The sequence below is a fragment of the Streptomyces sp. IBSBF 2435 genome, from assembly GCF_036815005.1.
Classification (GTDB): Bacteria; Actinomycetota; Actinomycetes; order Streptomycetales; family Streptomycetaceae; genus Actinacidiphila.
In genome coordinates, this window is the sequence record NZ_JAJSYW010000135.1 from 1 (window position 1) to 18,979 (window position 18,979).

General features: G+C 72.5%; 17 protein-coding genes. 4 read left to right on the forward strand and 13 right to left on the reverse strand.

The window, feature by feature from the left end; genetic code table 11:
* Positions 1–80 precede the first annotated feature (80 nt).
* Positions 81–479: a TOBE domain-containing protein gene (locus tag V7E46_RS23465; protein ID WP_333770267.1), complete on the forward strand. Its 399-nt coding sequence runs from the start codon at positions 81–83 to the stop codon at positions 477–479.
* Between the two features lie 61 nt (positions 480–540).
* Here the strand turns inward: V7E46_RS23465 and V7E46_RS23470 are convergent, their stop codons facing one another.
* The gene (locus V7E46_RS23470) at positions 541–1,401 is read right to left on the reverse strand and encodes an Fpg/Nei family DNA glycosylase (RefSeq protein WP_333770268.1); all 861 of its coding nucleotides are present in this window, start codon (positions 1,399–1,401) and stop codon (positions 541–543) included.
* 72 nt (positions 1,402–1,473) lie between these two features.
* On the opposite strand from V7E46_RS23470, the gene V7E46_RS23475 reads away from it, so the two are divergent.
* Positions 1,474–1,788, forward strand: a complete 315-nt coding sequence (locus V7E46_RS23475; protein ID WP_329179595.1) for an NIPSNAP family protein — start codon at positions 1,474–1,476, stop codon at positions 1,786–1,788.
* Positions 1,789–2,031: 243 nt separating this feature from the next.
* Here the strand turns inward: V7E46_RS23475 and glnA are convergent, their stop codons facing one another.
* Positions 2,032–3,441, reverse strand: a complete 1,410-nt coding sequence (glnA, locus tag V7E46_RS23480; protein ID WP_333770269.1) for a type I glutamate--ammonia ligase — start codon at positions 3,439–3,441, stop codon at positions 2,032–2,034.
* Between the two features lie 197 nt (positions 3,442–3,638).
* On the opposite strand from glnA, the gene V7E46_RS23485 reads away from it, so the two are divergent.
* The gene (locus V7E46_RS23485; protein WP_333770270.1) at positions 3,639–4,106 is read left to right on the forward strand and encodes an RDD family protein; all 468 of its coding nucleotides are present in this window, start codon (positions 3,639–3,641) and stop codon (positions 4,104–4,106) included.
* Positions 4,107–4,232: 126 nt separating this feature from the next.
* Here the strand turns inward: V7E46_RS23485 and V7E46_RS23490 are convergent, their stop codons facing one another.
* The 4 genes from V7E46_RS23490 to lipB all read right to left on the reverse strand — a co-directional run bounded on the left by V7E46_RS23490 (position 4,233) and on the right by lipB (position 7,354).
* A complete protein-coding gene (locus V7E46_RS23490) occupies positions 4,233–4,913 on the reverse strand; it encodes a DUF4191 domain-containing protein (protein ID WP_329179617.1) in 681 nt (226 codons plus the stop codon).
* 146 nt (positions 4,914–5,059) lie between these two features.
* Positions 5,060–5,296, reverse strand: a complete 237-nt coding sequence (locus V7E46_RS23495) for a hypothetical protein (protein WP_333770271.1) — start codon at positions 5,294–5,296, stop codon at positions 5,060–5,062.
* Between the two features lie 240 nt (positions 5,297–5,536).
* On the reverse strand, positions 5,537–6,502 hold the full coding sequence (gene lipA, locus V7E46_RS23500; RefSeq protein ID WP_333770272.1) for a lipoyl synthase: 966 nt from the start codon (positions 6,500–6,502) through the stop codon (positions 5,537–5,539).
* Positions 6,503–6,577: 75 nt separating this feature from the next.
* Entirely contained in the window at positions 6,578–7,354 is a 777-nt protein-coding gene (gene lipB / locus V7E46_RS23505; protein ID WP_333770273.1) for a lipoyl(octanoyl) transferase LipB, read from the reverse strand.
* A gap of 240 nt (positions 7,355–7,594) precedes the next feature.
* Here lipB and V7E46_RS23510 point away from each other — a divergent pair, with 240 nt between their 5' ends.
* A complete protein-coding gene (locus V7E46_RS23510; RefSeq protein WP_333770274.1) occupies positions 7,595–9,313 on the forward strand; it encodes a regulator in 1,719 nt (572 codons plus the stop codon).
* A 73-nt stretch (positions 9,314–9,386) separates the two neighbouring features.
* On the opposite strand, the gene V7E46_RS23515 is transcribed toward V7E46_RS23510, so the two are convergent.
* The 7 genes from V7E46_RS23515 to V7E46_RS23545 all read right to left on the reverse strand — a co-directional run.
* Entirely contained in the window at positions 9,387–10,658 is a 1,272-nt protein-coding gene (locus V7E46_RS23515; protein ID WP_333770275.1) for an NAD(P)/FAD-dependent oxidoreductase, read from the reverse strand.
* Between the two features lie 162 nt (positions 10,659–10,820).
* The gene (locus V7E46_RS23520) at positions 10,821–11,714 is read right to left on the reverse strand and encodes a TIGR01777 family oxidoreductase (protein ID WP_333770276.1); all 894 of its coding nucleotides are present in this window, start codon (positions 11,712–11,714) and stop codon (positions 10,821–10,823) included.
* A gap of 634 nt (positions 11,715–12,348) precedes the next feature.
* Complete coding sequence (locus tag V7E46_RS23525) at positions 12,349–12,861, reverse strand: DUF4240 domain-containing protein (RefSeq protein WP_333770277.1); 513 nt, start codon at positions 12,859–12,861, stop codon at positions 12,349–12,351.
* Positions 12,862–12,962: 101 nt separating this feature from the next.
* Positions 12,963–13,967, reverse strand: coding sequence for a GNAT family N-acetyltransferase (locus V7E46_RS23530; protein WP_333770278.1), 1,005 nt, complete (start codon positions 13,965–13,967; stop codon positions 12,963–12,965).
* 190 nt (positions 13,968–14,157) lie between these two features.
* The gene (aceE, locus tag V7E46_RS23535) at positions 14,158–16,836 is read right to left on the reverse strand and encodes a pyruvate dehydrogenase (acetyl-transferring), homodimeric type (RefSeq protein WP_333770279.1); all 2,679 of its coding nucleotides are present in this window, start codon (positions 16,834–16,836) and stop codon (positions 14,158–14,160) included.
* 541 nt (positions 16,837–17,377) lie between these two features.
* Entirely contained in the window at positions 17,378–18,016 is a 639-nt protein-coding gene (locus tag V7E46_RS23540) for a GntR family transcriptional regulator (protein ID WP_333770280.1), read from the reverse strand.
* 177 nt (positions 18,017–18,193) lie between these two features.
* The coding region (locus V7E46_RS23545; RefSeq protein ID WP_333770281.1) for a 2-oxo acid dehydrogenase subunit E2 at positions 18,194–18,979 on the reverse strand (786 nt) is incomplete at its 5' end.

The window sequence follows — 18,979 nt, forward strand, 5'->3', positions numbered from 1 at the left end:
GCGACGGGGGTGGGCGGGTGGCGCCGGATCCGTACCCCCTGATGCGTCCGCCGCGGCTCCCGCCGCTCTAGGCTGGGCGGATGCAGTCGTACACCATCGGACAGGCCGCCCGCCTGCTCGGCGTCAGCCCGGACACCGCCCGCCGCTGGGCCGACGCCGGCCGGGTCGCCACCCACCGCGACGACGCGGGCCGCCGCCTGATCGACGGGCGCGACCTGGCCGCCTTCTCCGTCGAGATCGCCCATGCGGGCGACACGGGCGACGCCGACACCTCGCGCACCTCGGTGCGCAACGCCTTCCCGGGCATCGTGACCGCCGTCACGCTCGGCGACGTCGCCGCCCAGGTCGAGATCCAGGCCGGCCCGCACCGGCTGGTGTCCCTGGTCACCCGGGAGGCCGTCGAGGAGCTCGGCCTCGAAGTCGGCGCCGAGGCCGTCGCCCGGGTGAAGTCCACGAGCGTCCACATCGACCGCGCCTGACCTGCGGGCCACGGCTCGCCTGGTCCGTACCGGCGTGGTGGAAGCGGTGCGGCTGCGGCGGCTATTTGAGCAGCCGGGACATCCGGCGGTCGGCCAGCGGCCTGCCGCCGGTCTGGCAGGTCGGGCAGTACTGCAGCGACGAGTCGCGGTACGACACCTCGCGTACGGTGTCCCCGCAGACCGGACACGGCTGGCCGGTGCGGCCGTGCACCCGCAGCCCGCTCTTCTTCTCCGCCTTGAGATCGCGCAGCGGCAGCCCCCGCGACCGCTGGACGGCGTCGGCCAGCGTCGTACCGATGACCTCGTACAGCCGTGCCGTCTCCTCCGGCGTCAGGGTCGCGGCCAGCTTGAAGGGCGACATCTTCGCGGCGTGCAGGATCTCGTCGGAGTAGGCGTTGCCGATGCCCGCGATGACGCTCTGGTCGCGCAGCACCCCTTTGATCTGCCGCCGCTCACCGTCCAGCAGCGCCGCGAAGACCTCCGGCGTGAAGCCCGCGTCCAGTGGGTCGGGTCCGAGCCGGGCGATCCCGGGGACGTCCTGCGGGTCGCGTACGACGTAGACGGCCAGATGCTTCTGGGTCCCGGCCTCCGTCACGTCGAAGCCTGCCCCGCCCGCCAGCCGTACCCGCAGTGCCAGCGGCCCCTTCCCGCCCTTGGGCGGCCCCTCCGGCAGCTCGTCCTGCCACCGCACCCAGCCGGCCCTGGCCAGATGCATCACCAGCCACACGTCCCCCGCCCGCATCGCCAGGAACTTCCCGTACCGCCGCACGTCGTCGAAGGCCAGCCCCTCCAGGGCGGTGACGGGCGGGTCGTACGTCTTGAGCGCGTGGACAGCCCGCGCGTACACCCGCTCCACGGTCCCGCCGACCACCCGGTCGGCGAGAAACCGCTCCAACGACTCGACCTCGGGCAGCTCCGGCATCCCCCCAGTCTGCCCCCTTTCCCCCGTTTGCGTCGTCCCGCCCACTCCGGCGCCCCGGCTAGCCTCGGAGGCATGATTACCTGTGTGGTCGAGTATGTGATCGACCCGACCCGGATCGAGGCGTTCGAACGCTTCGGCCGCCGCTGGATGGAACTGGTCGACCAGCACGGCGGCACCCACCACGGCTACTTCCTGCCCTCGGAGGGCGCCAGCGACAAGGCCCTCGCCCTCTTCACCTTCCCGAGCCTGGCGGCGTACGAGCAGTACCGCACCCGCTTCGGCCACGACCCCGACTTCATCGCGGCCGACCGCATCCGCGACGAGAGCGGCTGCGTCCTCCGCTACGACCGCACCTTCATGCGCCCCATGCTCCCGGGCACGCCGTAGCCCGGCGGGGCCTACCGGGGTAGCGTCACGCCCCGGTGCACCTCGTCGGCCGCCTCGACCAGCCGGTCGAAGGAGCTGCGGGATCGGGCCGGAGCCGGGCACGGGGCACGGGTCCGCGTCGCCGACGCCACCGAGGCGCGACCACGCGGCGAAGGCCGTCGACCGGGCCTTGGCGGCGGGGGTCGACGGCCTTCGCCGTGAACATCTCGGGGGAGTGCGCCCGTTGCAGCAGCGGGCTGCGGCCTAGATGTCGAAGTACAGCTCGAACTCGTGCGGGTGCGGGCGGAGTTGGATCGGGGCGATTTCGTTGGTGCGCTTGAAATCGATCCAGGTGTCGATCAGGTCGGCGGTGAAGACGCCGCCGGCCTGGAGGTATTCGTTGTCGTCCTCCAGGGCGGTGAGGACGGCCGGGAGGGAGGTCGGGACCTGGGGGACGCTCGCGTGCTCCTCGGGGGCCAGCTCGTAGAGGTCCTTGTCGATCGGCTCGGCCGGCTCGATCTTGTTCTTGACGCCGTCCAGGCCCGCCAGGAGGAGCGCGGAGAAGGCCAGGTAGGGGTTCGAGGACGGGTCGGGGGCGCGGAATTCGACGCGCTTGGCCTTCGGGTTGGAACCCGTGATCGGGATGCGCATCGCGGCCGAGCGGTTGCGCTGCGAGTAGACGAGGTTGACCGGGGCCTCGAAGCCGGGGACCAGGCGGTGGTAGGAGTTCACCGTCGGGTTGGTGAAGGCCAGCAGGGAGGGGGCGTGCCTGAGGATGCCGCCGATGTAGTAGCGGGCGGTGTCGGACAGGCCCGCGTAACCCTGCTCGTCGTAGAAGAGCGGGGTGCCGCCCTGCCAGAGTGACTGGTGGACGTGCATGCCGGAGCCGTTGTCGCCGAAGATCGGCTTGGGCATGAAGGTCGCGGTCTTGCCGTTGCGCCAGGCGACGTTCTTCACGATGTACTTGAAGAGCATCAGGTCGTCGGCGGCGGCCAGCAGCGTGTTGAACTTGTAGTTGATCTCGGCCTGGCCCGCGGTGCCGACCTCGTGGTGCTGGCGCTCGACCTGGAGGCCGGCCGCTTCGAGTTCGAGGCTGATCTCGGCGCGCAGGTCGGCGAAGTGGTCGACCGGCGGGGCCGGGAAGTAACCGCCCTTGTAGCGGACCTTGTAGCCGCGGTTGTTCTCCAGGGACCCGGTGTTCCAGGCGCCGGCCTCGGAGTCGATGTGGTAGAACGACTCGTTCGCGGAGGTCTGGAAGCGCACGTTGTCGAAGACGTAGAACTCCGCCTCGGGACCGAAGTACGCGGTGTCCGCGATGCCGGTGGACTTGAGGTACGCCTCGGCCTTCTTCGCCACGTTCCGCGGGTCACGGCTGTACTGCTCGCCGGTGATCGGGTCGTGGATGAAGAAGTTGATGTTGAGGGTCTTGTCCTTGCGGAACGGGTCGACGCGGGCCGTGGAGAGGTCGGCGCGCAGCGCCATGTCCGACTCGTGGATGGCCTGGAAGCCGCGGATGGACGAGCCGTCGAAGGCGAGTTCCTCGGTCGGGTCGAACGACGAGACCGGGACCGTGAAGTGCTGCATCACACCGGGCAGGTCACAGAAGCGGACGTCGACGAACTTGACGCCCTCGTCCGAGATGAACTTGTTGACGTCGTCGGCGTTCTGGAACATCCAACTCCTCCTAGGCCCGGCCCCGCGGGCCGGGTTGGCGATCGAGGTGCGGCCGGTGCGGTGGCGCACACTGCCCTGACCATAGGGATCAGGGATTTCTCCAGCATGACCCAATTGTTTCTTGGACGTTAACCGCGACGCCGCCGGAGTGGTCCCCACCTGGTGGGGCTGGGCCGTACGGGGGTTACCGTGGACAGGTGGACAACAGGGAAGTAATCGGATCGTGGCTGTCGGGGCCCCGCGCGGCCGCCGAGAAGATGGGCGCGGACTTCGGGTACCGCGGCGAGCGGCTCGGACTGCCCGAGAACGGTCCCGGATCCGTCGCACCGGTCGGCAGGCGGCTCGCCGCACTGTTCATCGACTGGGCTCTGAGCGTGTTGATCGCATACGGTCTGATCGCGCACCGTGATCTCCAACTGGCGAACAACTGGGCGCTGGTCGTGTTCGCCGTGGTGAGCGTGATCGCCCTCGGGCTCGTCGGCAGTACGCCGGGCAAGCTCATCATGCGGCTGCGGGTCGTGCACGTTGGCGGCGGCCGGCTCAGCCCGCTCGGCGCGGCCCTCCGTACGCTGCTGCTGGTACTCGTCGTCCCGGCCGTCGTCTGGGACCGCGACACGCGCGGCCTGCACGACCGGGCCGTGAAGGCCGTCCAGGTCCGTATCTGACCGCGGGCGGCCACGCGAGCCCAGAGCCGGGAAGCACAGAGCCGGAAGCACAGAGCGAAGCGCACAGCCAGGAAGCGCACAGCGAAAAGGGCGCCCCCGCGCGGGGGCGCCCTCAAGGCGGACCGCTCAGCGGCCCTTGGGCATCCGCATGCCCTTCGGCATGGGCCCCTTCGGGATCGGCATGTTCGACATCAGGTCCCCGAGCGCCTTGAGGCGGTCGTTGACCTCGGTGGTCTTGGGGCCGGTCAGGGTGCGCGGCAGCCGCAGCAAGGTGGCGCGCAGCTTCTTGAGCGGCAGCTCCCCCTCACCGTTGCCGACGATGAAGTCGTGCACCGGCACGTCGTAGACGACCCGGGCGACCTTCTTCTTCTCGTTCGCCAGCAGGGCCTTGACCCGGTTGGGGTTGCCCTCGCCGACCAGGACGACACCGGCCTTGCCGACGGCCCGGTGGACGACGTCCTGGCTCTTGTTCATGCCCACCGCCGGCGTCACCGTCCAGCCGCGGCCGACGTTCTGCAGCACGGCGGCAGCCGCACCCGGCTTGCCCTCCAGCTGCCCGAAGGCGGCCCGCTCGGCGCGGCGGCCGAAGACCACCGCCATCGCGAGGAAGGCCAGCAGGAATCCCAGGATCCCGGCCCAGATGGGGTGGTCGATCAAGAAGCCGAGGGCGAGGATGACACCGAAGGTGACGATTCCCACAGCCGCAATGACAAGCCCGATTTTGGAGTCGGCCTGCCTGGTCATCTTGTAGGTCTGAGCGATCTGTGCGAGTCGCCCAGGGTTCTCGGATGTTTCCTTCCTCGCCATGCGGCAAAGGATACGTGGCCGCCCGCTCGCCCGTCACGCGGCACCGCCCGTACGGCGGCTCCCGCTCACCTGCGTCACACCGGCCGCCCGCTCACATCACGCCGCCGCGGCCCGCGCACCCCTCGCGGCGGCCCCCGGTGAAGACTTCAGTCCCGTACGGCGTCCCCGCGCGCGCCCGTCAGCAGCGCGGCCATCTCGTACTCCGCCTCCCGGCGGTCCTTCGCGCGCTGGCGGTCCGCGACGACCGACGCCCAGGCGTTACGCCGGGCTGTCTGCTGGCCGCCACGGAGCAGAAACGATTCGACAGCTCGCAGCGCCCCGGCGACCGGGGTGTGCGTGGGCAACTGGAGAGACGGGCGGGTGTGGACCGACTCGGACGGCATGGCGTCCCCCTCAAGGCAATGGGCGCAAAGGCAACGAGACGAACCGGAAGTGTGTGCTGTGAAACAAGCCTCGCCACAACGTGTTACCAGCCGGTGACCACTCGGTCAATCTCACATGAAAGCCTCGGGGCCGCCCGCACCCCGCCCTGCCAGGTCACTCTTCCGCCAGCCCCGTACGGCCGGGTGAGGCGATTCACACGATGCCCGCGCCCCGCCGCCCGTACCCACCGGGGCGGGGCCTCACACCGCCCGGGCCGCACCCAGCTGCTCGCGGCGGTCGACGGCCTGCTGGAACAGCCGTCCGGCACGGTAGGAGGAGCGGACCAGCGGCCCGGACATCACGCCCGCGTAGCCGATCTCCTCGGCCTCCTCCTTCAGCTCCACGAACTCGGCCGGCTTCACCCACCGCTCCACCGGGTGGTGCCGCACCGAGGGCCGCAGATACTGCGTGATGGTGATCAGCTCGCAGCCCGCGTCGTGCAGGTCCTGGAGCGCCTGGCTGATCTCCTCGCGCTCCTCGCCCATGCCCAGGATCAGGTTGGACTTGGTGACCAGGCCCGCCTCCCGCGCGCGGGTGATGACCTCAAGAGAGCGCTCGTAGCGGAAGCCGGGGCGGATCCGCTTGAAGATCCGCGGCACCGTCTCGACGTTGTGTGCCAGCACCTCGGGGCGGGCGCCGAAGACCTCGGCGAGCTGCGCGGGCTCCGCGTTGAAGTCGGGGATCAGCAGCTCGACCTTGGTGCGTCCGGCGGCCCGTCCGGCGGTCATGGCGTGGATCTGCCGGACGGTCTCGGCGTACAGCCAGGCGCCGCCGTCCTCCAGGTCGTCACGCGCGACACCGGTGATGGTGGCGTAGTTCAGGTCCATGGTGACGACGGACTCGCCGACCCGGCGCGGCTCGTCGCGGTCCAGTGCCTGCGGCTTGCCGGTGTCGATCTGGCAGAAGTCGCAACGCCGGGTGCACTGGTCGCCGCCGATGAGGAAGGTCGCCTCGCGGTCCTCCCAGCACTCGTAGATGTTGGGACAGCCGGCCTCCTGGCACACCGTGTGCAGGCCCTCGCTCTTGACGAGCTTTTGCATCTGCGTGTACTCGGGACCCATTCTCGCCCGGGTCTTGATCCACTCGGGCTTGCGCTCGATGGGGGTCTGGCTGTTGCGGACCTCCAGGCGCAGCATCTTGCGTCCGTCGGGTGCGACTGCGGACACGACCGGCTCCCTAAAGCTGAGATTGTGCCTACGGCTTAGATTCTACGGTGAACGCCAGGGTACGCCCCGGAATTCCTAGACAGCCCGGGGGAGCGGTTCGGCCCCGGCCAGCACGGCGGCGAGGTGCTTCTCCACGACGGGCAGCACCTCGGTGACGCCGATGTCCCGGCCCAGCTCCTCCGACAGCGAGGTGACGCCCGCGTCCCTGATCCCGCACGGCACGATCCGGTCGTACGAGGTGGTGTCGGGGTTGCAGTTCAGCGCGAAGCCGTGCATCGTCACGCCCTTCGCGACCCGGATGCCGATCGCCGCGAGCTTGCGGTCCTCGCGGCGCTGCCCGGCGTTGGAGGGGGCGTACTCCGGGCCGTTCAGCCGCGGGTCGAACTCGTCGTCGGTCAGCCGCGGGTCGAAGTCCAGGGTCAGGCCGCCCAGGCGCTGCTCGGTCGGATCGCCCAGCACCCACACCCCGGAGCGCCCCTCCACCCGGCTGGTCTCCAGGCCGAACTCCGCAGCCGTCAGGATCAGCGCGTCCTCCAGCCGCCGCACATGGGCCACGACGTCGACCGGGCGCGGCAGCTTCAGGATCGGGTAGCCCACCAGCTGGCCGGGACCGTGCCAGGTGATCTTGCCGCCGCGGTCCACATCCACCACCGGAGTGCCGTCGAGCGGGCGCTCGCTGTCGGCCGTACGCCGTCCCGCCGTGTAGACGGCCGGGTGTTCGAGCAGCAGGCAGGTGTCCGGGATCTCATCGGCGAAACGGGCCGCGTGCACGGTGCGCTGCCGCTGCCACGCCTTCCCGTACTCCACGGCGTCAGCCCCGAACCCCAGGTGAACGAACTGCAGCTCACTCACGACGACTCCTCTGCTGTGCTGATACGCGCCCTTGCCACTGTACGGCGGCGCCGCCCCCTGTCCCGCGCCGGGCGGCGCCATAGCACAACGGTTCGTACCGGTGCGGGCGGCTTACCCGGCAATGGGGGTCACTGTCGCTCAATCGGACGAATATGCGGCTCTTGCGGTGAGCTGAGCAGCTCTGACCGTTACATTCACGCCGATCTGAAGACCCTGCAGAGGAAGTGGGCCGCACCGCCGATGACGGACCGTGCCACGCACCGAACCCCGAACGGACCCCCCACCGGCCCGGCCGCCCGGCCAGGACGCGGCGCAGGACAGCCGCCGCAGTACCCGCCCGACCACCAGGAAGCGCGGGACGACGACCACGACCCGCAGGACGGCAACCAGGACCTGCCGGACGGCGGCCACGAACCACGGGACAGCGCCCCCGACCCCCAGCGGGACAGCGCCCAGGACCCCCAGGGGGACCGCGGCCCCGACCCCGCGCAGCTCGGCGACCCCACCGGGACCGCCGGGGCCGACCGCCCGCACCGCCGCAACACCCGGCTCGCCGCGCTCATCGCCGAAGCCGGCTTCTCGCACGCAGGACTCGCCCGCCGGGTCGACCGGCTCGGCCAGGAGCACGGGCTCGACCTGCGCTACGACAAGACGTCGGTGACCCGCTGGCTGCGCGGCCAGCAGCCGCGCGGCACCTCCCCGGCGCTGATCGCCGAGGTCTTCACACAGCGGCTCGGCCGCCGGCTGTCCGCGCAGGACCTCGGCCTCGACGCGTGCGCGCCGGTCTACGCGGGGCTCGAATACGCCGCCACCGCGGGCGAGGCGGTCGACATCGTCAGCGGGCTGTGGCGCAAGGACACCGGGAGCCAGGCGGAACTGCGCAAGATCGCGTTCAGCCCGGCGGGCCTTGTCGTGCCCAGCAGGGACTGGCTGATCGGCTCGGCGGACGACACGGTCGTCCGCAAGGCGGCGGAGCGGGTGCCCGCGCAGAACCGGGGCATGCCGCGGGCCGCCCAGGACTTACGCCCCGCCGCGCCGAATTCCGCCGGCCGGGTCGGCGCCGGTGACATCGCGGCGCTGCGGGCGGTCGGCGACCTCTTCCGCACCCTCGACCACGCCTACGGCGGCGGGCACGCCCGCCAGGCCCTCATCCGCTACCTCGAACACGAGGCCGAGCCGATGCTGCGCGGCGGCTACGGCGAGACGCAGGGCCGCCGGCTCTTCGCGTCCGTCGCCGACCTCACCCGGCTGGCCGGCTGGACGTCCTACGACATCGGCGCGCACGGGCTCGCGCAGCGCTACTTCGTCCAGGCGCTGCGGCTCACCCAGGCGGCGGGCGACCGGATCTACGGCGGATACGTGCTGGTCACGATGAGCCGCCAGGCGGTCCACCTCGGCCACGGGCGCGAGGCGGTACAGCTGGCGCGGGTCGCGCAGCAGGGCATCGGCACAGGTGCGCCGGGCGCCGTACAGGCCCTGACGTACGCGGCCGAGGCCCGCGGGCACGGTGTGCTCGGCGACTCGCGCGCGTGCACGGCGGCGCTCGTCCGGGCCGAACGCGCCTTCGGGGCGGCCCGCCCGGGGGACGAACTGCCGTCCTGGGCACGCTTCTTCGACGAGGCGCAGCTCGCCGACGAGTTCGGGCACTGCCACCGGGACCTCCAGCAGCACCGGGCGGCGGCCCAGCAGGCCGAGCGGTCGCTGCAACTGCGCGCACCCGGGTACGCGCGCAGCCGGCTGTTCTGCCGGGCCGTCCTCGCCTCGGCCCGGCTCTCCCTCGGCGACCTCGACGCCGCCTGCGCCCTCGGGGCCGAGGTCGTCAGGCAGGCCGCGGACATGCGGTCCGTCCGGGCCGCGGAATACGCCCGCGACTTCGCCCGCCGCCTCGACCCCTACCGCGACACCTCCGCCGCCCGCGCCTTCCACGTCCGGGCGGAGGCGGCCGGCTTCCCCCTGTGACCCGGGGCCTGCGGCGTGCGTACGCCGCAGGCCCGCGCGTGGATCTCCCCGGCCCGGGGAACGGCCGCGGGGCCTACGCCGCCGCCTCCTGCGCGGAAGGCAGCCGGGCGGTGTCCTGGAGGAGGGTGGCCGCCGCGCGGCGGGCGGAGTGCAGGGTGCCCTGGAGGGTGCTGGTGGCGCGGTGGGAGCCGCAGACGTAGAGGCCGTGCAGCACCCGGACGGGGCGGCGCAGGTCGTGCGGGGCGGGCATCGCCGGGACCGCCTCGGGGTCGGTGTGGATCCCGAGGAGTTCCCACTCGTCCGTGCACGCGTCGTACAGCTCCGCCAGATGCGCCCGCACCGACTTGTCGGAGTCGCCGTCTGGCGGCGGCCCCAGCACCACGGAGGTGATGAGCGGCCGTCCGGCCGGCGTACGGCTCGGATCGACCGCGCCGGCCGGCAGCGTGTGCGAGACGGGGCCGAGCCGGTCGCCGTCCAGCACCAGCACCGGTTCGCGCAGCGGTGCGACCGGCGCGGTGTGGTGGAAGACGGTGACCTGGTGGAAGGACGGCACCCGCAGCCCCGGCAGCAGGTGCGCCGCCGCCCGCGCCCCGGTCGCCACCAGTACGGACCGGCACGGCAGCTCGGTGCCGTCCGCGATCCGCACGCTGCTGACCGCCACCCGCTCCGCGGGCGTACCCAGCCGCACCGTGCCCGGCGGAAGGGCCGCGGCGAGCCGTTCCGGCAGGCCGGCCGCGCCCCCGACGGGCAGGCAGGCGCGCCCGCGGGCGAAACCGCGCAGCACCAGGTCGGCGGCCCGGCTGGACGTCTGCAGCTCCGGGTCGCACAGCAGCGCGGCCAGCAGTGGCCGCAGGAAGCCGTCGACGGTGCGTGGCGCGAAGCCGCGCCCGCTCAGCGCCCGCGCGGCCGTCGTCTCCGGCCGGGCGGCCAGCCGTTCGTCCGGGGTGCCCGCGAGCCGGTTCAGCGTGGTGGCGAGCCGTGCCCGGTCCAGCGCGGAGCCGAACGCCGCCTGCGCGCCCCGCTGGTCCCCGACCCGGTAGCCGCGGCCCCCGGCCCGTACCAGCGCGCCGGGGGCGAGCGGGGCCAGCGGCAGCCCGCGAAGCCCCGGGGTGCGGTGCAGCTCGGGATAGGACATGTTGAGCAGCTGCGGTCTGCGGTCCAGCCGGAAACCGGCGACGTCGTCGGTGGCCGTCCGGCCGCCGACGCGTTCCGCCGCCTCCAGTACGGTCACCGTCAGCCCTGCGCCGAGCAGATGGTGCGCCGCCGCCAGGCCGGCGGGCCCGGCTCCGATCACGATGACGTCCACCGGTGTTGCCGTGGTGTGACGGCGTGCTGGTGAAGGCACGATTCTCCTCCCCGGGGTCGGGTCGTCTCCCCCGCGCGTGGCAGCGGCCCGCGGCACGCGCGGAGGCGTGGCGCAGCACGCTGGTAGGGGTCATGCCCTCATCAAAGGCAACTGATGCGGGCGCAATAGGCCTGATCCGGCCTTATCCGGACCGTGGCCTCATCACGACCCCAGCGCCGCGCCGATGGCTTGGTCGATCTCCGGGAAGGCGTAGACGAAGCCGGATTCCATCAGCCGCTTGGGCCGCACCCGCTGACTGCCCAGCACATCCCCGGCGAACTCGCCCAGCGCGAGGCGCAGCGCGGGCGCCGGTACGGCGGCGAGCGTCGGCCGGTGCAGGACGCGGCCCATCGCCGCGGTGACCTCGCGGTTGGTCAGCGGCTCGGGGGCGGTCAGATTGACCGGGCCCGACAGCGCCGGGGTGTCCAGGACGTGCCGCAGCGCCGCGATCTCGTCGTGCATCGCGATGAAGCTCCAGAACTGCCTGCCGTTGCCGAGCCGGCCGCCGAGCCCCGCCTTGAACAGCGGGAAGAGCCGGCCCCACGCGCCGCCGTCCTTGGCGACGACCAGTCCCGTACGGGCGAAGGCGGTACGGACGCCGGCCGCCGCGGCCGGTTCCGCCGCGGCTTCCCAGTCCTGGACCAGATCCGCCAGGAAGCCGGTGCCGGGCGGGCTGTCCTCGTCCACCCAGCGGTCGCCGGTGTCCCCGTAGAAGCCGATCGCGGTGCCGCACAGCAGGACGCCGGGCGGCGTGTCCATGGCCGCGACCGCCGCGGCGATGGTCGCGGTGCCGAGCACACGGCTGTCGTACAGCACTTTTTTACGTTCGTCGGTCCAGCGGCGGTCCCCCACGCCGGCGCCGGCCAGGTGGATGACCGCCTGGCAGCCGGTCAGGGCGTCGGGGTCCAGCGCGCGGCGCTGAGGGTCCCAGCGGACCTCGGCCTCGGATTTCGGGGCGCGCCGCACGAGGCGGAGGATGTCGTGGCCGTCGGCGGCCAGGGCGGTGGTCAGTGCGGATCCGATCAGACCGGATGCGCCGGTGACGGCAATACGCATACCGCCATCTTCCCTCTCCCCGGGTTCCCCGGCCCCCGCGCCACTCGCCCTCGGGGCGCGCCGTTCCTACCGGCCGAGCGGATTGCCCTCGGGGCGCGTGCTTGGAAGAGGATGCCCTCTGCGGCAGGGGGTGCACCTCCGGGGGCGCGCAGAACTGTTCGGCCGGCTGACCGCGACCGTCGTGTGCGGCGGGGCCGCAGGCCCGAAGGGGCGCGGGGAGCTGCGCGCGCAACCCACCGCCCACCGCCCACCGTCACGTGCGAACGGACCGCACCGCCCCAGGGGCGCGGGGAGCTGCGCGACCGGCCGTCGACAAGCTGCACGTCGCCACCGGCCGGAAGGGGCTGTTGCTGTCGCATCCGGACCGCCGGCCGGTGGTGGGCTGCTCGCGCAGTTCCGCCCCCAGGACTTCGCCCGGGGTACCCCCGGCGCCTCCTTGCGGGGCACGTCCCGCCGTGCGGACAGCGCGCCACCGTCGTGGCCGGGCGCGCAGTTCCCCGCGCCCCTGGGGGGCATCCCTTTGCCGCGGGGGAGCCGCACTACCCCCGCGTCCGGGGGAGGCGTACCCCCTGCCGGAGGGGCCCAGGGCGGGGGGTACCGCGGGATCTCGGTGTCCTCCCGGAGGGAAGGGTGTTCAGGTGAAGCGGGACCAGAGTTGGGGGAAGCGCGCGGCCATCGCGGACTCCTCGTCGAAGTCGAGGGGCTCGCCCTCGGGACGGTCCTGGCGGGGGAGGTCGAGATCGGGGAGCCGGACAGCGGTCAGCTGCTCGTACGCCTCATCCGCGGCATAGCCGAGATCCTCCGCGTCCCCGTCCGCGTCCGCGTCGAAGTCCGCGACGAGGAAGGCGAGGTCGTCGGGGGAGTGCAGCGCGCCCTCGAAGACGTGCCGGCCCTGGCCGATGAGCCAGCAGCGGAAGTAGTCGAAGGACTCCTCGTCCGCCCCGCCGAGCATGATGTCGGCGGCTCCCCACAGGTCCCAGCGGAAGGCGCGGATGAAGCGGGTCTCGAAGTGCCGCGCGAAGTCGATCACCGCTTCGGGGTCGAGCTGGGCAAGACGCTCGACGAGCAGGTCGGCATGGTCCTCCGGATCGCCGCCCGCCGCCTCGCGCGTACTGTCGACGATCTCCCAGAACTGCGTCTCGTCCATCACCCGTACAGCTTCCCGGTTGCCGGGTGCCGGTGCACGCCCTGTCCGCCGGATGCGTCCGTGTCGTTACGCACACCCGCCGCCCGGGCGTACCGCACGGGTCAGCGCCGGCGCAGCCGCAGCCGGTAGCGGACCGTGCGGCGCAGCGGTCGGAAGCCCAGGGCCGTGTTCATCGCGAGCAGGTGGCGGTTGTCGTCGGGGACGCCGGTGTGGATCTCGGCGAGGTCGGGCTGGGCGGCGGGCAGCCTGCGCAGCATCTCGGCCTTCATCCACAGGCCGAGCCCGTGGCCGCGGTGGGCGGGGACGACCGCGGTGTCGTACTGGCGGGCGCGCCGGGCGCCGTCGCCGGGCAGCAGCACGGTGGTGTAGCCGGCGACCTCGCCGTCGTCGTGCAGCGCCGCCACGCTCAGCAGCCGGTCGCCGCGCCGGGCGGCGAGTTCCGCGGTCTCGTGGACGGTGGCCGGGTCCCAGCGGGACTCGCCCGCGTCGAGGCCGGCCACCGCCGCTGACGGCGCCGGGAGGGCGCGCAGGGCGGCGACGAAGCCGTCGGTGAGGGTGTCGGGGACGGCGCCCTCCCAGGCGGTCAGGCGGTAGCCCGGGTGGGGGACGTCGGGGAGCTTGCCGATCCGCCCGGGGAGGTCGTCGAGCGCCAGCCGCTGCCAGGTCAGCCGCAGCACGGGGACGAAGTCGCGGGTCGCGAGGAAGCCCTCGCCCTGGGTGCCGGACACCGCTTCCGCGGCCAGGCTGCCGCATCCCGCGGCGGTCGCGGCCTCGGTGACGGTGGCGAGCAGCCGGGAGCCCGTACCGAGCCTGCGGTGCGCCGGGTGGACGGTCAGCTGGATCTCGGCGGGACCGCCGTCGGCGCCGGCCGGGCCGCCGGGCAGCCGCAGCACCGCCGTCGCCACCGGGTCGTCGCCCGAGCCGCGCAGCAGCCACAGGACCACCCGCCGGCGGCTGCCGGTGGTGGTCAGCCCGGCGCGCACCGCGGCCTGCGAGGGCACCGGCTCTCCCGGCCGGTCGTGCGCGAGCGCGGCGGACTGCACTCGGTACCAGGCGCGGAGATCCTCGGCGGTGGGAGCCGTCAGCGGGCTGGGGTTGGCAGGCATCCGGGGGAACTTAACCGGTACCTGTAAGGACCCGCAATCCCTTTCGAGCCAGTAGGTTCGCCGACTCCGTGGTTTCACAGCTTCCTTGTACTTCGTGCACCCCAACGCCGACTGCCGCCACGGGAGATGGCACAGGCCACACCCGTGACGGCGTCACCGTACCGGTCGCTTACCGGTCGCGTAACGGTGTTCAGAGCCCGTAGCGCTCCGCCGCCTCCTTGACCTTCGCCGTCTCGATCTCGCCGCGCCGGGCGAGCGCCGCGAGCGCCTGGACGGTCAGCGACTGCGGGTCCACCCCGAAGTACCTGCGGGCCGCGTCACGGGTGTCCGACAGGCCGAAGCCGTCCGTGCCGACCGACGTCCAGTCCTGCTCGACCCACGGCGCGATCTGGTCGGGCACCGCGCGCATCCAGTCGCTGACGGCGACCACGGGACCGGGCGCGCCCTCCAGCGCGCGCGTCACGTACGGCGTACGCTCCTCGCCGCGCAGCCGGGCCGCGTCGCATTCCAGCGCGTCGCGCCGCAGTTCCGTCCAGGACGGCGCGGACCACACGTCGGCGGCCACACCCCAGTCCTCGGCGAGAAGCCGCTGCGCGTCCAGCGCCCAGTGGATGGCGGTGCCGGAGGCCAGCAGTTGCAGCCGGGGGGCGGCGGGCGCCGGGTCGGCGGCGGCCTGGTAGCGGTAGAGGCCCTTGAGGATGCCCTCCTCCACGCCGGCCGGCATCGCGGGCTGCACCTTCGGCTCGTTGTAGACAGTCAGGTAGTAGAAGACGTCCTCGGCCTCGGGGCCGTACATCCGCCGCAGGCCCTCGCGGACGATGACCCCGACCTCATACGCGAACGCCGGGTCGTAGGAGAGCGCCGCCGGATTGGTGGAGGCGATCAGATGCGAGTGGCCGTCCGCGTGCTGGAGGCCCTCGCCGGTCATCGTGGTGCGCCCCGCGGTCGCGCCGATCACGAACCCGCGGCCCAACTGGTCGGCCAGCGCCCAGAACTGGTCGGCGGTGCGCTGGAAGCCGAACATCGAGTAGAAGATGTAGAACGGGATCATCGGTTCGCCGTGGGTGGCGTACGCGGTGGCCGCGGCGGTGAAGTCGGCGAGCGAACCGGCCTCGGTGATCCCCTCGTTGAGGATCTGGCCGTCCTTCGCCTCCTTGTAGTACAGCAGTTGGTCGCGGTCGACCGGGTCGTACGTCTGGCCCTTGGGCGAGTAGAGGCCCGCGGACGGGAAGAGCGACTCCATGCCGAAGGTGCGCGCCTCGTCGGGGACGATCGGCACCCAGCGGCGGCCGGTCTCCTTCTCCCGCATCAGGTCCTTGACCAGCCGCACGAACGCCATCGTGGTGGCGATCTCCTGGCTGCCCGAGCCCTTCTCCAGCGCCTGGTAGGCCTTGTCGGGCGGCAGCGGCAGCGGTTTGGCGACGACCTTGCGGGCCGGGGCGGGACCGCCGAGAGCCGCGCGCCGCTCGTGCAGGTAGCGCACCTCGGGCGAGTCCTCACCCGGGTGCCAGTACGGGACGACGTCCGCGTCCAGCGCGCTGTCCGGGATCGGCAGCTCCAGCAGGTCGCGCATCGTACGGAACTGCGCGCCGGTGAGCTTCTTCATCTGGTGGTTGGCGTTGCGCGACTCGAAGCCCGCGCCGAGCGTGTACCCCTTGACCGTCTGCGCGAGCACCACCGTGGGGGCGCCCTTGTGGTCCACGGCGGCCCGGTAGGCCGCGTAGACCTTGCGCGGCTCGTGCCCGGCCCGCGAGGTCTGGAACAGCTCCAGCAGCTTGGCGTCGGAGAGCCGGCCCGCGATCGTACGCAGCGAGGCGTCCGCGCCGAAGAAGTGCTCGCGGATGTAGGCCGCGTCCCGCGTGGCGTACGTCTGGAACTGCGCGTCGGGGACCTCGCGCAGCCGCCGCAGCAGCGCGCCGTCGGCGTCCTGCGCCAGCACCTCGTCCCAGGCCGCGCCCCACAGCGCCTTGATGACATTCCAGCCGGCCGCGCGGAACTGCGACTCCAGCTCCTGCACGATCTTGAAGTTGGGGCGGACCGGGCCGTCGAGCCGCTGCAGGTTGCAGTTGATCACGAAGGTCAGGTTGTCCAGGCCCTCGCGCCCGGCCAGCGCCAGGGCGGCCGTCGACTCGGGCTCGTCCATCTCGCCGTCGCCGAGGAAGGCCCACACGTGCGAGTCGGAGGTGTCCTTGATGCCGCGGTGCTCCAGGTAGCGGTTGAAGCGGGCCTGGTAGATCGCGGACAGCGGGCCGAGGCCCATCGAGACGGTGGGGAATTCCCACAGCCACGGCAGCCGCCGCGGATGCGGGTACGACGGCAGGCCGTCACCGCCGGCCTCCTGCCGGAACCGGTCGAGCTGCCCGCCGGACAGCCGGCCGTCGAGGAACGCGCGGGCGTATATGCCGGGGGAGGCGTGGCCCTGGAGGTACAGCTGGTCGCCGGACCCGCTGCCCTCCTTGCCGCGGAAGAAGTGCTGGAAGCCGGTCTCGTACAGCCAGGCCGCCGACGCGAAGGTGGCGATGTGGCCGCCGAGCCCGAGCTTGCTGCCACGGGTGACCATGGCCGCGGCATTCCAGCGGTTCCAGGCGGTGATCCTGGCCTCCATCGCCTCGTCGCCCGGGTAGGCGGGCTCGGCGGAGGTCGGGATGGTGTTGATGTACTCGGTCTCCAGCAGCGAAGGCAGGGCGACGCCGTTCTCGCTCGCGCCGGCGCTTTCGAGGGTCCTGCGCATCAGATACGCGGCCCGGTGCGGGCCGGCGGCCGTGGTGACCGCGTCCAGTGACGCGAGCCACTCGGCGGTCTCCTCCGGGTCGCGGTCCGGGATCTGATCGAGCTGACTCGGCCGGGTACGGCCTACGGCGTCAGGCATGGGGTGCCGCCTTCCGAGCGGAGGGAGGTGATGAGTGCGAGTTTTTTAGTCGGCAGACAGGGCTCGCCCTCCGGCATCGACGATACGCCTGCGATCGATGATCGATCAATGGGTCTTAGGGGTGGAATCTAAGTCGGCACGGGGTGCCAGCCTTTTGGGCACGCAGTGCCGCGCCCTGCTCATCTTCGATTCGCAGGGCCTCCTTCCCCCGGGCGCGGCGGTTCCGCCACCCCGCTCCCGCGGGCCGGGGGTTCTGCTGCCGCAGGGGGCGCCCTTCCGCCGGGCGCGGGGCCGGGCTGCTTGCTGGGTAGGGCGGCGCCCTACCCGGGGCGCGGGGGACTGCGCGGCCGGCCCACCTCCCGCGCGCGGGTCGTCACCGGGCGAAAGGGGCTGTCGCCGTCGCATCCGGACCACCGGCCGGTGGTGGGTTGCTTGCGCAGTCCCGGTGCCCCCTGGCGGGCACCGCCCTGCCGAAGGGGAGCCGCACAATCCCCGCGCCCCGGGATGGGGCGCCCTCTTGCGGGAGAGGCGGCGCAGGACGTCAGACCTGGGGCGCGCAGCTCAGGACGTGGGACTTGATCAAGTCGCAGATGCGGGGGTCGCGACGCGCGAAGGCGTCGACTATGTCCTGGTGCTCCGCGGCGTACGCGCGCGGCGCCGGGCTGAGCCAGCGGATGGACAGCGTCGTCCAGACCTCGATGCCCAGCGACTCCCATGCGTGCAGCAGCACCGCGTTGTCCGCCGCGCGGACCAGCTCGTGGTGGAAGGCCACCGTGTGCCGCACCTGGGCCTCGCCGTCGAGTGCCGCGTCGGCCAGCCGCAGGGCGGCGACCTCGCGTTCGAGGGCGGCGGGGTCGGCGGCGAGCCGCGGCGCGGCCAGCTCGGCCGCGACCTGTTCGAGCCCGGCCCGTACCGGATAGCTCTCCTTGAGGTCGGCCGCGGTCAGCCCCCGCACCCGTACGCCCTTGTTCGGCGCGGACTCGATCAGCCGCAGCGTCTCCAGCTCCCGCAGCGCCTCCCGCACAGGAGTCTGGCTGACCTGGAGCTCCACCGCGATCCTGCGCTCCACGATCCGCTCGCCCGGCTTCCAGCGCCCGCTGACGATCCCCTCCAGGATGTGCTCGCGGATCTGTTCACGGAGGCTGTGCACGACCAGGTGCGGGACGGCGGCAGAGGTCATGATGCGCGCTCCTTCACGTGTTGCGTGACTTAGACGATACGGCGAAGAAGCAACCGTGCCTCCCACCGGAGCGCCACCTGACCCCTGCCCGGCCGCCGCCGGTACGCGGCTGCGCCCCCGTCCCGGGTGTGCCGGGGCGGGGGCGCAGGACTGCCGTACAGCGCTGGTGCGGGGTGGCTACAGGCCGAGCTCGACCTCGAACTCGCCCGCCTCCAGGATCTCCTTGACCGCCGTCAGGTAGCGGGCGGCGTCGGCGCCGTCCACCAGCCGGTGGTCGTAGGACAGTGCCAGGAAGGTCATGTCCCGGACGCCGATGACCGTGCCCTCCGGGGTCTCCACGACCGCCGGGCGCTTGACGGTGGCGCCGATGCCCAGGATGGCGGCCTGGTTCGGCGGCACGATGACGGTGTCGAACAGCGCGCCGCGCGACCCGGTGTTGCTGATGGTGAAGGTCGCACCGGCCAGGTCGTCGGGGGTGATCTTGCTGGCCCGGACGTTGGCCGCCAGCTCCGCGGTCTTCTTGGCGATACCGGCGATGTTCAGGTCGCCGGCACCCTTGATGACCGGGGTCATCAGACCCTTCTCGGAGTCCACCGCGATCCCGATGTTCTCGGAGTCGAAGTAGGTGATCGTGCCCTCGTCCGCGTTGATCCTGGCGTTGATCACCGGGTGCGCCTTGAGGGCCTGCGCGGCGGCCTTGACGTAGAACGGCATCGGCGAGAGCTTGACGCCCTCGCGCGCCGCGAAGGCCTCCTTGGCCTGGGCGCGCAGCCGCATGACGCGGGTGACGTCCACCTCGACGACGGTGGTGAGCTGCGCCTGCGAGTGCAGGGCCTTCATCATGTTGTCGCCGATGACCTTGCGCATCCGGGTCATCTTGACGGTCTGGCCGCGCAGCGGGGAGACCTCGGCGGCGGCCTTCGGAGCGGCGGCCTTCGGAGCGGCGGCGGCGGGGGCGGCGGC

Excerpts from the sequence above, each read along its gene's own strand:
- V7E46_RS23465 (WP_333770267.1), top strand. The coding sequence starts at position 81 with ATGCAGTCGTACACCATCGGACAGGCCGCCCGCCTGCTCGGCGTCAGC.
- V7E46_RS23470 (WP_333770268.1), bottom strand. The coding sequence starts at position 1,401 with ATGCCGGAGCTGCCCGAGGTCGAGTCGTTGGAGCGGTTTCTCGCCGAC.
- V7E46_RS23475 (WP_329179595.1), top strand. The coding sequence starts at position 1,474 with ATGATTACCTGTGTGGTCGAGTATGTGATCGACCCGACCCGGATCGAG.
- glnA (WP_333770269.1), bottom strand. The coding sequence starts at position 3,441 with ATGTTCCAGAACGCCGACGACGTCAACAAGTTCATCTCGGACGAGGGC.
- V7E46_RS23490 (WP_329179617.1), bottom strand. The coding sequence starts at position 4,913 with ATGGCGAGGAAGGAAACATCCGAGAACCCTGGGCGACTCGCACAGATC.
- V7E46_RS23495 (WP_333770271.1), bottom strand. The coding sequence starts at position 5,296 with ATGCCGTCCGAGTCGGTCCACACCCGCCCGTCTCTCCAGTTGCCCACG.
- V7E46_RS23510 (WP_333770274.1), top strand. The coding sequence starts at position 7,595 with ATGACGGACCGTGCCACGCACCGAACCCCGAACGGACCCCCCACCGGC.
- V7E46_RS23520 (WP_333770276.1), bottom strand. The coding sequence starts at position 11,714 with ATGCGTATTGCCGTCACCGGCGCATCCGGTCTGATCGGATCCGCACTG.
- V7E46_RS23525 (WP_333770277.1), bottom strand. The coding sequence starts at position 12,861 with ATGGACGAGACGCAGTTCTGGGAGATCGTCGACAGTACGCGCGAGGCG.
- V7E46_RS23530 (WP_333770278.1), bottom strand. The coding sequence starts at position 13,967 with ATGCCTGCCAACCCCAGCCCGCTGACGGCTCCCACCGCCGAGGATCTC.
- aceE (WP_333770279.1), bottom strand. The coding sequence starts at position 16,836 with ATGCCTGACGCCGTAGGCCGTACCCGGCCGAGTCAGCTCGATCAGATC.
- V7E46_RS23540 (WP_333770280.1), bottom strand. The coding sequence starts at position 18,016 with ATGACCTCTGCCGCCGTCCCGCACCTGGTCGTGCACAGCCTCCGTGAA.